This is a genomic window from Lentzea sp. NPDC005914, assembly GCF_040629405.1.
In the GTDB taxonomy this organism is placed as follows: Bacteria; Actinomycetota; Actinomycetes; order Mycobacteriales; family Pseudonocardiaceae; genus Lentzea.
In genome coordinates, this window is sequence record NZ_JBEXVQ010000014.1 from 155,785 (window position 1) to 167,931 (window position 12,147).

At 66.3% G+C, this 12,147-nt stretch carries 13 protein-coding genes and 1 pseudogene; 9 read left to right on the plus strand and 5 right to left on the minus strand.

Annotated features, from left to right (window positions below; translation table 11 throughout):
* Positions 1-2 precede the first annotated feature (2 nt).
* A complete protein-coding gene (locus tag ABZ345_RS21330; RefSeq protein ID WP_359851210.1) occupies positions 3-686 on the plus strand; it encodes a TIGR03089 family protein in 684 nt (227 codons plus the stop codon).
* On the opposite strand, the gene ABZ345_RS21335 is transcribed toward ABZ345_RS21330, so the two are convergent.
* The 3 genes from ABZ345_RS21335 to ABZ345_RS21345 all read right to left on the minus strand — a co-directional run bounded on the left by ABZ345_RS21335 (position 667) and on the right by ABZ345_RS21345 (position 3,113).
* Positions 667-1,083, minus strand: a complete 417-nt coding sequence (locus ABZ345_RS21335) for a DoxX family protein (protein WP_359851213.1) — start codon at positions 1,081-1,083, stop codon at positions 667-669. The genes ABZ345_RS21330 and ABZ345_RS21335 overlap by 20 nt on opposite strands.
* A 241-nt stretch (positions 1,084-1,324) precedes the next feature.
* A complete protein-coding gene (locus ABZ345_RS21340; RefSeq protein ID WP_359851215.1) occupies positions 1,325-2,092 on the minus strand; it encodes an META domain-containing protein in 768 nt (255 codons plus the stop codon).
* An 88-nt stretch (positions 2,093-2,180) separates the two neighbouring features.
* A complete protein-coding gene (locus ABZ345_RS21345; protein ID WP_359851218.1) occupies positions 2,181-3,113 on the minus strand; it encodes a hypothetical protein in 933 nt (310 codons plus the stop codon).
* Positions 3,114-3,426: 313 nt separating this feature from the next.
* On the opposite strand from ABZ345_RS21345, the gene ABZ345_RS21350 reads away from it, so the two are divergent.
* From ABZ345_RS21350 to ABZ345_RS21360, 3 genes are all read left to right on the plus strand, one after another.
* Positions 3,427-3,753, plus strand: a complete 327-nt coding sequence (locus ABZ345_RS21350) for a metalloregulator ArsR/SmtB family transcription factor (RefSeq protein WP_359851416.1) — start codon at positions 3,427-3,429, stop codon at positions 3,751-3,753.
* Entirely contained in the window at positions 3,750-4,229 is a 480-nt protein-coding gene (locus ABZ345_RS21355) for an SRPBCC family protein (protein WP_359851221.1), read from the plus strand. The genes ABZ345_RS21350 and ABZ345_RS21355 overlap by 4 nt, the downstream gene beginning before the upstream one ends.
* A 71-nt stretch (positions 4,230-4,300) precedes the next feature.
* A complete protein-coding gene (locus ABZ345_RS21360) occupies positions 4,301-5,029 on the plus strand; it encodes a hypothetical protein (protein ID WP_359851224.1) in 729 nt (242 codons plus the stop codon).
* On the opposite strand, the gene ABZ345_RS21365 is transcribed toward ABZ345_RS21360, so the two are convergent.
* Together ABZ345_RS21365 and ABZ345_RS21370 are read right to left on the minus strand one after the other, a co-directional pair.
* On the minus strand, positions 5,026-5,607 hold the full coding sequence (locus ABZ345_RS21365) for a hypothetical protein (protein ID WP_359851227.1): 582 nt from the start codon (positions 5,605-5,607) through the stop codon (positions 5,026-5,028). The two genes, ABZ345_RS21360 and ABZ345_RS21365, sit on opposite strands and share 4 nt — an antisense overlap.
* Positions 5,607-6,179, minus strand: a complete 573-nt coding sequence (locus ABZ345_RS21370) for a hypothetical protein (RefSeq protein ID WP_359851230.1) — start codon at positions 6,177-6,179, stop codon at positions 5,607-5,609. Before ABZ345_RS21370 ends, ABZ345_RS21365 begins: the two co-directional genes overlap by 1 nt.
* A gap of 117 nt (positions 6,180-6,296) precedes the next feature.
* Here ABZ345_RS21370 and ABZ345_RS21375 point away from each other — a divergent pair.
* The 5 genes and pseudogenes from ABZ345_RS21375 to ABZ345_RS21395 form a co-directional block, all read left to right on the plus strand.
* Positions 6,297-9,048, plus strand: a pseudogene (locus ABZ345_RS21375) (helix-turn-helix domain-containing protein); the annotation flags it as partial.
* Positions 9,049-9,113: 65 nt separating this feature from the next.
* Positions 9,114-9,470, plus strand: coding sequence for a hypothetical protein (locus tag ABZ345_RS21380; RefSeq protein ID WP_359851232.1), 357 nt, complete (start codon positions 9,114-9,116; stop codon positions 9,468-9,470).
* A 67-nt stretch (positions 9,471-9,537) separates the two neighbouring features.
* Positions 9,538-10,302: a GntR family transcriptional regulator gene (locus ABZ345_RS21385; RefSeq protein ID WP_359851235.1), complete on the plus strand. Its 765-nt coding sequence runs from the start codon at positions 9,538-9,540 to the stop codon at positions 10,300-10,302.
* A 76-nt stretch (positions 10,303-10,378) separates the two neighbouring features.
* Positions 10,379-11,014 carry a hypothetical protein gene (locus ABZ345_RS21390; RefSeq protein ID WP_359851238.1) on the plus strand — a complete coding sequence of 212 codons (636 nt, stop codon included), beginning with the start codon at positions 10,379-10,381 and terminating at the stop codon, positions 11,012-11,014.
* A 59-nt stretch (positions 11,015-11,073) separates the two neighbouring features.
* On the plus strand, positions 11,074-12,135 hold the full coding sequence (locus ABZ345_RS21395; RefSeq protein ID WP_359851241.1) for a hypothetical protein: 1,062 nt from the start codon (positions 11,074-11,076) through the stop codon (positions 12,133-12,135).
* The last annotated feature ends 12 nt before the right edge of the window (positions 12,136-12,147 follow it).

A 12,147-nucleotide genomic window follows, 5' to 3' on the forward strand; every position in this document is an offset into this window, starting at 1 on the left:
GCGTGAGCGTGACCGAGATCCTCTTCACGCCGTTGCTGAAGGCCGATTCAGGTCGTCCGCTCATCACGCACTACGACGACGCCGCGGGCTCTCGCGTCGAGCTGTCCCGCGCGACCATCGCGAACTGGGCCGCGAAGACCGCGAACTGGCTGCGGGACGAGCACGACGTCGAGCCGGGTGACCCGGTGGCGGTGCTGCTGCCCGCACATTGGCAGACCGCGGGCCTGCTGCTGGGAGCGTGGTGGTGCGGCGCCCGAGTCGTCGGCGCCGGTGAGGATGCGCGCGTGGCCGTCGTACCGCCGGGTGGCACCGCGGACGCCGACGTCGTGGCCGTGGCCTCGTTGCACCCCATGGGGATGGGTGCCGGCGCTCCGGTCGACTACCTGGACGACGTGCGCGTGCACGGTGACGACTTCACGCCGTGGTCGCCCGTTCCCGGTTCGACCCCGGCGCTCGGCGAGTCCACTGTGGACGAGGTCGTGGCACAGGCGCGGGAGCTCGGCGCCAAGCTGGGCTCCGAACCGCGCGTCCTGTCCACTGTGGAGTGGACCGTGTCTTCCGGTGTGCTGGAAGGCTTCCTGGCCGTACTTGCGGCCGGTGGCTCACTGGTCCAGGTGAGCAATCCCGACGCGGGCCTGCTGGCCGCGCGCCGGGAGAGCGAGAAAACTACGCTGCAGCTGGGTTGAGCACCTTGTTGTTCTTGAACAGCACGCGGTCCAGCGCGTAGGCACCACCGTTGAAGCCGAGCGCGAGCGCGGCCGCACCGAGCACGACGACGAGCTCGGAGCCGCCCTCGCCGAGCAGGCCGTTCGGCAGGTGCACGAGGAACAGCGCGCCGAGCATGTCGACGGCGAGCAGCAGGCCGACGATCGGCAGCGCCACACCGGCGATCAGCGCGAGGCCACCGACGAGCTCGACGGTCGCGGCGAACGCGGCCGAGACCGAGGGCAGCGGCACACCCATCTTCTCGAACGACGCGGTGGCGCCGGCGAGACCGAACTCGGTCCACTTCTGCCAGCCGTGCGCGACGAACACGATGCCGATGCCGATACGGCCGATGAGTGCGGTGACGTCCTTCACCATGGTGCCTGTTCCCCGATCCTGTCGTTGAGCTGTAGGTCGTTCAACTTCGAACCAAGCTAGTACAGGTTTGAACGACCTCATGAAAACGACAGGAACCCAACAGCAAGTCCTTAGGTTCGCACCTCGGCACGCCGAGAAGAGCCCTCGCCGGTATGACGAGGACCTTCTTCCGATTGTTCGTACAGGTCAGGCAGTGGGTGCCGCGAGCCGGGTCGCGCATCGTCGCAACCCGGCCTGTCCGCTACTTCCTGAGCTGCACGCCTTCGCCCTTGGCGTTCGTGAGCGTCAGCGAGCTGCGGTCGATCTTGTACGTGACCTGGCCGTTCAACGCCGCCAGGACGGCCTTCTCGGCTGCCGTCTCGTCCTGGCCGCACGCCTTGTCTGTGTGCACCAACGACGCGAACGTGATCGTCTGGCCGTCGAGCTTGTAGGTCGCCGAACCGTCATTGCACCCGGTGAAGACCGCGACCTTGCCGTTCTCGAACGTCAGGGTGGCCGGCACGCGGCCGGGGACCGACGACACGGCATCGGCCTGGATGAGGCTTTCCAGCTTCCAGGTGCCGCCTTCGAGCTTCGCCGGCGCCTCCGCGGTGAGCACGATCTCGGCACCAGAGCCGGTGATCACGAGGTTGCCCCCGTCGAGCTTCCAGGCCGGCCCCGCGCTGAGGAGCTTGGACAGCCACTGGTCCTGGTTGTGCAGATCGAGGCTGGGGCAGCCCATGGCGGTCATGCTGAGGTCGTCGACCTGGAGCTTGCCGCCGTCCAGCGTGACCGGGCCTTGCATCTGGTTGCAGCCGGCACTGGCGAGCAGGCGCCCGTCGTCGGTGAATCTCAGTTCCACCGCGGTGCCCTCGACCAGGGCACGTGGCTTGCCCTGCTCGGTGACGGACGTGGACGTGAACACTTTTCCCTGCACGTCACTCCCCCCTTGCCCGGCCGACCTGCTGCCGCACCCCGTGGTCAGGAGGGTGACGGCGGTGACGACGGCGACGAGAACTCGGTAGCTCATGTGGTGAGGACGGAACACGGGGTCTCCCGGGTTGCCCGAAGGCCGGACACCAACTGCGTGCCCGGCCAACGAGTTTCACCATTCGACGTCACGGGGACAGGGACTCCGCGAAGTCGTAGAGGCTCTTGATGTCGTTGTCGAAGTACGGCCCGTCCATCTGGCTCGCGTCGCTGTGCCGGTGGCTCACGACGCTGTTGATGTAACCGAGCCCGTTCTGGTCGTTGTACTCCTGCAACCACGGACCGCCGCTCGATCCGCCGGTCATGTTGCACGAGGCGCGAACCTGCTGGCCGTGGCCGTTCCAGGTCGTGCCCTGGCAGAAGTACTGCAGCTCACCGGTGAACGGCGGACCCGCGGGGTAACCGAGGATCGTGACGGCCACCGAGTAGCCCCAGTTCCAGCGCAACCCGTTGCCACCCACGACGTTCACGATCGAGTTGCCGCCGAGGGTCTGCATGATCACGATGCCCATGTCCTCGTCGCTGTTGCTGGAGTTGATCCAGGCAGTGCGAGAGGTGAGCTGGTACGCGCTCCACGTGCCGTACGGACGCGAGCCGTTGCGGTAGCGCGGCACGAACGCCCAGTTGGTCATCCACTGGCCTCCGGCACCGCCGTGCACGCAGTGCCCCGCCGTCTGGACCAGCTTCTTCTTGCCACTGTTGAGGGTTGCGGCCGAGCACACGTAGTTCAGGCCGTTGGCGGGGTTGGTGAAGAACACCTTGCCCACGGTCTGCGACTCGTTGAGCATCGTCCCGATGCCTTGCGCCTGCCCGGTTTCGACCTTCACCGACGCCGCGGCGCCGTCGATGCTGCCCGCACGACCCGAGGGCTGGCGTGCGGACGAGGCCTTGACCGTGGCGGGAGCCTGCGCCGGGATCGCGGTGGCCATGCGCTCCGGAGTCCAGTAAGCCTCGGCTGCGGCAGCCGTCTGGATCTTGTTGTCGGAGGTTCTGGCCAGGCTGGCCGAGCTGCCGTTCGGTGCCGCCTGCGCGGTCGGCACGAAGACAGAAGCGGCCAGCACGAATCCAAACGCTAACGAAACAGTTCTTTTCGCTCTCATTCGAAATACCCCATTAAAAGAGGTTAACTTGCGGCTTTGCGAACGTAGCGATGCCCCTGACCTGGTGTCCAGCGATGCGATTGAAGTTGCTCTGTTCAGCAGAACCTCCATTCCATGCCCGCCAGAAAAAGGTCCGTCCGGGCCATTTTCGAATTCGATATGCAGGATCGGAAAGCGCTATCCAGCTCGTTGATCTTGAAGTCGGGGTTGACAAGGGCGCCCGCGCGGCCTCTACTTAACCTAGAGGTTAGATAACCAAGTGGTTAGGTACGAGATGGACCAGCTGAGCGCCACCTTCGCCGCGCTGGCGGACCCGACCCGCCGGGCGATCCTCGCGCGGCTCACCGACGGGCCCGCGACGGTGAAGGAGCTCTCCGAGCCGTTCGACATCAGCGGCCCGGCGATCTCCAAGCACCTGCGCGTGCTGGAGAAGGCAGGCCTGATCACGCGTGGCAGGGAGGCCCAGTGGCGCCCCTGCCAGCTCGACGCGACGCCGTTGAAGGAGGTCGCCGTGTGGGCTGAGAACTACCGCCGCTTCTGGGATGCGAGCTACACGCGCCTGGACGCACTCTTGACCGAGATGAAGGAGAACGAGCGATGACCACCGTCAAGTTCGGCACCACCGTGACCCTCCCGTCCGACACCGAGATCGCGATGTCGCGGGTGTTCGACGCGCCCGCTTCCCTGGTGTGGAAGGCGTTCACCGAGCCTGCGTTGCTGCGGCGCTGGCTGCTCGGCCCCGACGGCTGGGAGATGCCGATCTGCGAGGTCGACCTGCGCGTGGGCGGAAAGTGGCGCTACGGGTGGGCGCAGCCGGACGGTTCGCAGGCGTTCGAGATGTACGGCGAGTACACCGAGGTCACGCCTCATTCGCGGATCGTCAACACCGAGCACTTCGAGGACAACCCGCCGTCGGTGACCATCGTGGAGTTCGTCGAGTCCGGCGGGCAAACCACGATGACCACGACGATGCGGCTGGTGTCGCAGGAGGCCCGGGACGCGGTGCTGGCGACCGGGATGTCGGACGGGGCCGGGCGCAGCTACGAGCGACTGGGCGAAGTCTTGGCGACGTTGTGACCCGTTCGGCGGAGTAATGCGGGTTGTTCTTTGGGCGATGCTCCGCGGGACCGGTCACGCGGAGGGTTGCCATGAACGAGTCAACGCTGTGGGTTCTGCTGCTGCTCGTGCTGGCCGGTATCGGTTTGTACAGCTGGCGGAGCGCCTCGAAGGCCGCTCAGCGCGCTGAACACCGGAGCGAGACCGCGGTCGAGACGGCGAAGCTCGCGATCGTCACCGCCACGACCCACCAGCGGCCAGACCCGGCAGACCTCGAGCAGGGGCGCATCCGCACGTTCCTGATGCTCGACGAGAGCTCGATCATGAGCATGTACAGCCAGACCCCGCAGGCCGCCGCCGAGGCGCGCATCCGCGAGGTCGAGCGGGGCACGCACCGCGAAGGATCGCTCGGGCTGAGCAGTTCGATCGTGGAGGCGGGCGGCAGGCGTTCCGGCAGCGAGACCGTGCGGGAGACGTTCGAGGCGGAGACGAACGCCGCACGAGCGCTCGACGTCGTGCTCCGGCACCTCGCAGCGAACAACGAGGTCACCCAGGCCGATCTGACCGCGGGACCACCGCTTCCCCGCGGTCTGCAGGGCTACGTGAAGATCAAGGCCTCGTACCGGATCGCCATGGGGGACAACGAGATCGCGTTGAAGGCCGCCGGAGTCAGGTTCACCGTCCGGCGCGCACAGGTTGCGGCCTCCGCCGAAGCCGTCTTCGTCGACGGCGAGTCGGTGACGGCGATCTGCTTCGGCCGCACCGCGCGCTGGGAGGACGACACGCTGGTCGTCCTCCCCTCCGCGCTCTACCTCGCCTAGCGGCTGTACTTCAGATACGCCTTGTCATACGCGGTGTCATAGGGTTTGACGCACTCGTCGTGCGCCTTCTGCGCCTTGTCACCGAGTTCGTAGACGCTGTCCGGGCTGCTCACGCGGAAACCGTTGCCGCGCATGCACTCCACGTACGTCTTGAGCGCCTTCTGGACGTTCGGGTCGGCCTGGACCTTCGCGACGATCTGGTCGGCCTTGCCCGACAGGTCCTGGAAGTCCTTGCCCCACGCGCTCTTGTAGGTCTCGTTGTAGCAGCCGGGTGTGGTCTCCGTGCCGTACAAGGCATCGCCCCAGGCGTTCTGCCGTTCCTCGGACAGCTTCGCGAGCACGGCGTCGTTCGGGTCCTTCGGGCGTTCGGCGATCGCCGTGTCGAGATCCTTGCCGGACCGTCGCGCCTCCTGGACCGCGAGGTCGACCGGCACCGCCACGACGTACTCGAAACCGTTGCGGTGCATGCAGTCCGCGATGAGCTCCTCGTGCTTGAGCACCTGCCGGCGCACAGGGTCCTCCTGTGCGCCGCAGGCGGTCAGCGCGAGCAGCACCGTCAGTGCTGCCAGTCGCCTCATCACGTGCCGCCACTGCCCCAGACGCTCAGGTAGCCCTTGCTGGGCTGGTACGCCTTGGCGAACTGGTTGTGCAGGAACGTGCGGTCGGTCTGGTTGATCTTGATGCAGCCCGCGGAGCGGTAGTTCGAGTCGCTCCAGCCACTGGTGCCCTGCGAGTGGATGAAGAGCTCGGTGCGCATGTTGCCGCACCGGGTCTTCTTGTTGCCGAGCTCCCAGACCCAGCCCCGCACGACCGCGTTGCCGCCGGTCTTGTTCCAGTGCTTGAAGTAGCTGTTGCTGTCGGAATCGGTGTTGCTGTACACGCCGTCCGGCAGCCAGCCGTGGTCGTTCGTGCACTCGTTCTTGGTGCCGTCACCGCTGCCGGCCCGCATCTTGATGCGGTACTCCGTGGTGCCGATGCTCACGTACGCGACGAGCTGGCTGTTGAGCGGTGACCCGATGTTCTTGATGTAGTTGAACTGCGGCGGTTCGGTCCACTGACCGACCACCTCCTGCGTGTAGGCCTGTGCCGGGGCAGTCGCGCCGAGTGTCAGCGCGATCGCTCCGAGTACCGCCCATGGTTTGATCCGCAAGGTGTCTCCCTAACCTCTGGGGTGCGGAGAGCCTGGCGAACCATGCGAAAAGCCCCTTGCCCGTAGCAAACCCGTACTACCGTGCCGCGCGTGGACGCCTTCCACTCGCTGTTGCGCTTGAGACGGCACGAGGCGTCGGTGAGCCAGCGCGAGCTCGCCGACCGCGCCGGCATGAGCGTCGCCGCCGTCCGCGACCTGGAACAGGGCCGATCGCGCCGGCCGCACCCGCGGTCCGTGCGGGCGCTGATCGACGCGCTGGGCCTGACCGGCGCACATGCCGATGAGTTGCGCGCTGCTGCTTCTCTTGAGCTGCGGCCGGCTGCTGTCGACGGTGCGGTGCGGTTGTCCGTGCTCGGGCCGCTGACGATCCATCGTGGACAGATGGAAACCGGTGTAGGACGCGGCAAACGGCGCCTGCTGCTCGGCCGATTGGCGCTTTCTCCTGGTGTTCCAGTTGCCGCGGAAGAGCTTTCCGAACTGGTCGGTTCGTCGTTGCAGGTGCACGTGTCCCGGCTGCGGTCGATGGTCACCTTGGATCTGGTGCCGGGCGGGTACCGGTTGTGCCTGCCCGTCGCGCAGCTCGACCTGTTGTCGTTCCGGTCGCTGGTCGCCGAGGCTTCGATGGCTTCCGATGCTTCGGCTTTCGATCTACTGGGTTCGGCGCTGTCGTTGTGGCGCGGGCCGGCGCTGGCCGATGTGGACGAGCTGCGCGAGCACCCGCTGGCCGCCGCATTGGCTTCCGAACGAATCTCGGCTGTTGTCTTATGCGTCGGTGGCCTTGGCGTTGGGCCGGCCTGCGGACGCGTTGACCTGGCTGCGGGCCTTGGCTGCGGAGAACCCGCTGCACGAGCCGTTGCACGCGCAGTTGATCGGGGTGCTGGCGGCCTCATCGCTGCAGGCGGAGGCTCTTTCGGCCTTTGACGTCGTGCGGCGACGGCTTGCCGACGAGCTCGGCGTCGATCCCGGCCCCGAACTGGTCGAGGCGCATCGACGTCTGCTGCGCGCCGAGCCGCCGCGCTCCGTGCCCGCACAGCTGCCGTTGCGGCTGGCTTCGTTCGTGGCGCGGGAAGCCACTTTGTCGTTGCTGGGCAGCCCGCTCGTCGTGGTGTCCGGTGTCGCGGGCGTCGGCAAGACGACCTTGGTGGTGGAGTGGGCGCACCGGGTGCGCTCGCGTTTCCCCGACGGCCAGCTGTACGTGAACCTGCGCGGCTTCGACCCGCTGGGACCGCTCTCTGCTTTGGAGGCGCTGCACGGTTTCCTGGACGCCCTCGGCGTCCCTGCGTCGTCGATACCCTCAGGTCTTGCCGCTCGTTCCGCGCGTTTCCGCAGTCTGCTGGCCGACAAGCGGGCGCTGATCGTGCTGGACAACGCGCGTGACGCCGAGCACGTCCGCCCGTTGCTGCCCGGCTCTGCTTCTTGCCAGGTCGTCGTCACCAGCCGTGTTGCGCTGACCGGCCTGGTCGCCGTCGAGGGTGCTGTGCCGGTGGCTCTCGACGTGTTGTCCTCGGTCGAGGCTGATCGACTTCTGCACGGCCGTGGCGTTCCCGAGGCTGCCCGGCCGGGCATCGTCTCGGTGTGCGCCGGTCTCCCGTTGGCGCTGGCGATCGCCGCCGCTCGTTCCGACGCGGTCTGCTCGGGCCTGGACTCCTTGTCGGACAACGATCCTCGCGCCGACGTCCGCTCGGTCTTCTCGTGGTCTCTCGGGGCTTTGTCTGCTGGCGCCCGTTCCTTGTTCTCTTTGCTGGGGCTGCACCCCGGCCCGGACTTCGCCGCTCCGGCCGCGGCGGCTCTGGCCGGTTCCGATGTTTCCGTTGTGCTGGACGAACTGGTCGAAGCTTCCTTGGTTTTCTTGACTGGCCCTGGCAGGTACGCGATGCACGACCTGGTGCGCGAATACGCCTCCGAGCTGGCTCCCTCGGCCGACCTGCGCCTGCTGGACCACTACCTGCACACCGCCCGTGACGCCGCGATGTTGTTGCAGCCCAACCGAGGCCCGTTCTCGTTGCCCACGCCCACTGCTCCACCCGTCGCCCTGTCTTCCTTGCGCGAGGCCTGGTCGTGGTTCGACGCCGAACGCCAAGTGCTCGTGGCTCTAGCGTTTTCGTCCACTTCGGACATTCACGTCTGGCAGCTGGCGCGAGCTTTGGCTTCGTTCTTCAACTACCGCGGCCTGTGGGACGAGGCGATCCCGTTGCACTCCGCGGCACTGGAAGCCGGTGTGCGCATGGATTCGTTGTCAATGCAGGCCATGGCCCACCGCTCTCTCGCCGGCGTCTACGGCTACATGGACAGCCCTCTCGCGGACTACCACTACGACCGCGCGATCTCCCTGTTCTCGTCACTCGGCGACGAGATCTCCGAGGGCCACGCTCTGATGAACCTGGCCTGGCTGTTGTCCCGCCGGGGCAAGGACACCGACGCGCTGACCCAGTACGAGCGCGCCCTGTCGCTGTACCGCCTGTGCGGCAACGAGTACGCCGAGGCCCGCGCCCTGAACGCCCTCGGCGAGAAGCTGGCGAGCATGGACCGCGCCGCGGAAGCCGTGTCGTATTGTTCGTCCGCTTTGGAGGTGATGGAGCGGCTCGGTGATACCCAGGGCATCGCGATCGTGCTTGACAGCCTCGGCTACGCGCAGTATCGGCTCGGAGCCTTCGCTGACGCCGTAGCGTTGTTCGAACGAGCCCTGCCGCTGCGCGAGGAGGGCGGCGACCGCCACTCGATCGCAGGCCTGCACGATCGCCTGGGTGACGCTCATGCGGCGCTCGGTTCGATGGCGTTGGCGCGGTCGTCGTGGCGCCGAGCCCTGGAAATCCTCGAGAGCGTGAGGCACCAGGACGCGGCGGACGTGCGCGCGAAGCTGGACGGAGCGTAGTCACCGACAGTGGCTGCGGTTCCCCCCGGTAGAGGCTCCTGTTCGCGGTTACGTTCGGGCTCATGGGACGAATTCTCGCCGCTCTGGCCCTCACGTCGAGCTTTCTCATGCTGTCGGCGCCGCTCGCCGACGCCGCGGAGGACGCCCACTGGCAGGTGACACCGTGCCCGTCCGGTTCGAAGGCGTTGTGGCTACCTCGCGTGGACAAGTTCGGCACCGAGTTGAGCTGCTCGACAGACGAAGCGCGTGCGGCCGCGGTGAAGGCGGCCGTGGACAGCGGTAGTCCCACGCGGATGATGAACGTCGCCATCGCGTTCGCTCAACAGCTCTCGGACAAGTCGCTGACGGCGCAGTCGCCGTGCGTGCCGGGTGCCAAGGGCGCGATCGGTGACGCCCTTGGCACCTGTGTGGCCGCTTAGAGCCTCTCTCTTACGCGGGGTAGCTTGGTCGCTGTACAGAACTGCGACCCCGCCGAGGAGATGGCTCATGACCGACAACGCCCAGCCAGGGCGCGTTGGCTATCGGGACATCGCGAACGACATCCGGCGGGAGATCGACTCCGGAGAGTTGCCCGCTGGCAGTCGGATTCCCGGCGAGAACGACCTCATGAGCCAGTACGGCGTGGAGCAGCCGACCGCTCGGCGGGCGTTGGACGTGCTGAAGAACGAGGGCCTGATCGTCGCCAAGCGCGGCTCAGGAACGTTCGTCCGCGAGTTCAAGCCGATCAGGCGCGTGTCCCCAGATCGATTGCAGGCCAACACTTCCTGGGGATCCGGCAAGCCGATCTGGACCACCGACGTCGGCACGCGGCCACGAACCGAGGGCGTGACGGTCGAGATTGAGGTTCCGCCCGCAGCGGTCGCCGAGGTACTCCAGCTCGATGACGGCGCCCGCGTGGTGACGCGGCGGCGCAGGTATCTCGTTGACGACAAACCGGTGCAGCTCGCGACCTCTTATTACCCAGAAGCGCTGGTCGCAGGTTCTGCGATCGCTGAGATCAACACGGGCGACGGTGGCGCGTATGCCCGGCTCAAGGAACTGGGCTACGAGCCCACTCGCTTCCGCGAAGAGCTCCGCTCCCGCATGCCGCGAGACAACGAGCGTGAAGCTCTCGACCTAGCCCAGGGCACTCCGGTGATCCTGATCGTGCGGACGGCGTTCACGGCCGATGACCGGCCAGTCGAGGTCAACGAGATGGTCCTCGACGCAGCGGCGTACGTGCTCGAGTACAAGTTCACGTCCCTGGACTGACTTGCCTTCCTGTACAGAACTACGCTTCACTGCGGTTCACAAGTTCTGTACAGAACAGGTGGTCGACGTGTCAGGTATGCCCATCGCGCCGTACATCACCGCGTGGAGTGCTGAACAAGATCTGCCGTGCGTACTGGTGGAGCGGGCGGATCACCGCATTGGGTACGCCAACGAACTGCTGAGCGACCGAGATCGGCATGGCGTGCTGTGGCAGCAGACCGCTCTTCGTCATGGCGTCGGACGGCCTGAATTTGCTCGGGTTCATCCGTTGCGGCAACGACGTGCGATGGAACTGTTGCTGTGTCAGGTGTGCGGTGGGCCCGCCGATCAGAACGACGACGGAGTGCTGTGGCTTCTGCGTGACCACACCGATGACTGGCCACAGTGGCCGGAGGGCATGGCATCGGTGGAGCCGCCGGTGTGCCTGCCATGTGTGCCGGTCGCGATGCGGCTTTGTCCGGCATTGCGACGTGGCGCGGTCGTGGTTCGTGTCCGAGAGTGCCCGATCGCGGGTGTGCGCGGGGCGCTCTATCGGCAATGCGTGCTGGCACCGGCGGTGGTCACCGCGGGGAACTTCACCTACGACGATCCTGTGGCGGGCCGGGTTCTGGCTTCTGCACTGATCCGCGAACTGCGCGGTTGCTCCGTTGCTCCGTTCGTGGAACGGGATCGTGAGGCTCGCCCGAAAATTGCCACGCGACTTGGCTTGTAATGATCGCCATGTGACTCCCGATCAAGTGCGTGCACCACCGCCGAGACCGGGAGCCCGCAGTGACGTCGCCGAACTGGAAAGCCGAGTACGCCAAGATCCGCCCGTCGTACGAGGCCTACGAGAAGAAGCTGCGCGAGCTCGTGATCGAGATCTTGATGCATGCCGGGATCGACGTCTTCCAGGTCGAGGGCAGGGTGAAGACGCCGGACAGCTTCGAGGAGAAGATCCAGCGCAAGGCCGGCAAGTACGCCGACCCGCTCTCGGACATGACCGATCTGGTCGGGCTGCGCGTCATCGCGTACTACCTCGAGGACGTCGACCGGATCGTCGAACTGCTGAGCGGCGAGTTCGAAGTGTGCAAAGAGCACTCGATGAACAAGCAGGACGAGCTGGCACCCGACCAGTTCGGGTACACGTCCAACCACTTGGTCATCCGGATCGGCGACCGGAGCGAACGACCCGAGTGGGCGAAGTATGCCGACATCTCGGTGGAGCTCCAGGTTCGGACGATGTCGCAGAACGCCTGGGCCGCGGTGCACCACAAGCTCAGCTACAAGCGGGTCGAAGAAGTGCCGGCGTCGTTGCAGCGACGGCTCTTCCGGTTGAGCGCGTTGTTCGAGATGGCGGACGAACAGTTCTCCGCGATCAGGCAGGCCACGTCTGAGATCTCGACCGAGTACTCCGACAACCTGAAGCAGGGCAACCTCGCCATCGCCCTCAACGCTGAGTCCATCAGCGCCTACCTGGCCACCAGCACCAAGTTCCGCAGGATGGCATCGCTCGCCGAAGAAGAGTTCGACCTCGGCGTGGGAGGTCCGCTGAAGGCCGACGACGAGTACCGCAGCACGCTCATCCGCATCATCGAGTACCTGGGAGGCGAGACGATCGAGGACCTGGACCGGCTGATGCCCGACGACCAGACGTCGCGCAAGGTGTTGCACGTGCTGCAGACGATCCGCTCCCGCGAAGACAGGATTGGCTTCGACATCTACGCGTTCCTCGGCGACATGCTGGTGACGGCACACGGGCTGAACAAGAGTGCCTTCAACGACCTGTACACCGGCAGGTGGGAACACTTCCTGGAAGCCAGGAGGATGCTGCGGAGCCTGGAGCAGGAATGAGGTCCTGCTCCA

Excerpts from the sequence above, each read along its gene's own strand:
- ABZ345_RS21335 (WP_359851213.1), bottom strand. The coding sequence starts at position 1,083 with ATGGTGAAGGACGTCACCGCACTCATCGGCCGTATCGGCATCGGCATC.
- ABZ345_RS21340 (WP_359851215.1), bottom strand. The coding sequence starts at position 2,092 with ATGAGCTACCGAGTTCTCGTCGCCGTCGTCACCGCCGTCACCCTCCTG.
- ABZ345_RS21350 (WP_359851416.1), top strand. The coding sequence starts at position 3,427 with ATGGACCAGCTGAGCGCCACCTTCGCCGCGCTGGCGGACCCGACCCGC.
- ABZ345_RS21355 (WP_359851221.1), top strand. The coding sequence starts at position 3,750 with ATGACCACCGTCAAGTTCGGCACCACCGTGACCCTCCCGTCCGACACC.
- ABZ345_RS21360 (WP_359851224.1), top strand. The coding sequence starts at position 4,301 with ATGAACGAGTCAACGCTGTGGGTTCTGCTGCTGCTCGTGCTGGCCGGT.
- ABZ345_RS21365 (WP_359851227.1), bottom strand. The coding sequence starts at position 5,607 with ATGAGGCGACTGGCAGCACTGACGGTGCTGCTCGCGCTGACCGCCTGC.
- ABZ345_RS21380 (WP_359851232.1), top strand. The coding sequence starts at position 9,114 with ATGGGACGAATTCTCGCCGCTCTGGCCCTCACGTCGAGCTTTCTCATG.
- ABZ345_RS21385 (WP_359851235.1), top strand. The coding sequence starts at position 9,538 with ATGACCGACAACGCCCAGCCAGGGCGCGTTGGCTATCGGGACATCGCG.
- ABZ345_RS21390 (WP_359851238.1), top strand. The coding sequence starts at position 10,379 with ATGCCCATCGCGCCGTACATCACCGCGTGGAGTGCTGAACAAGATCTG.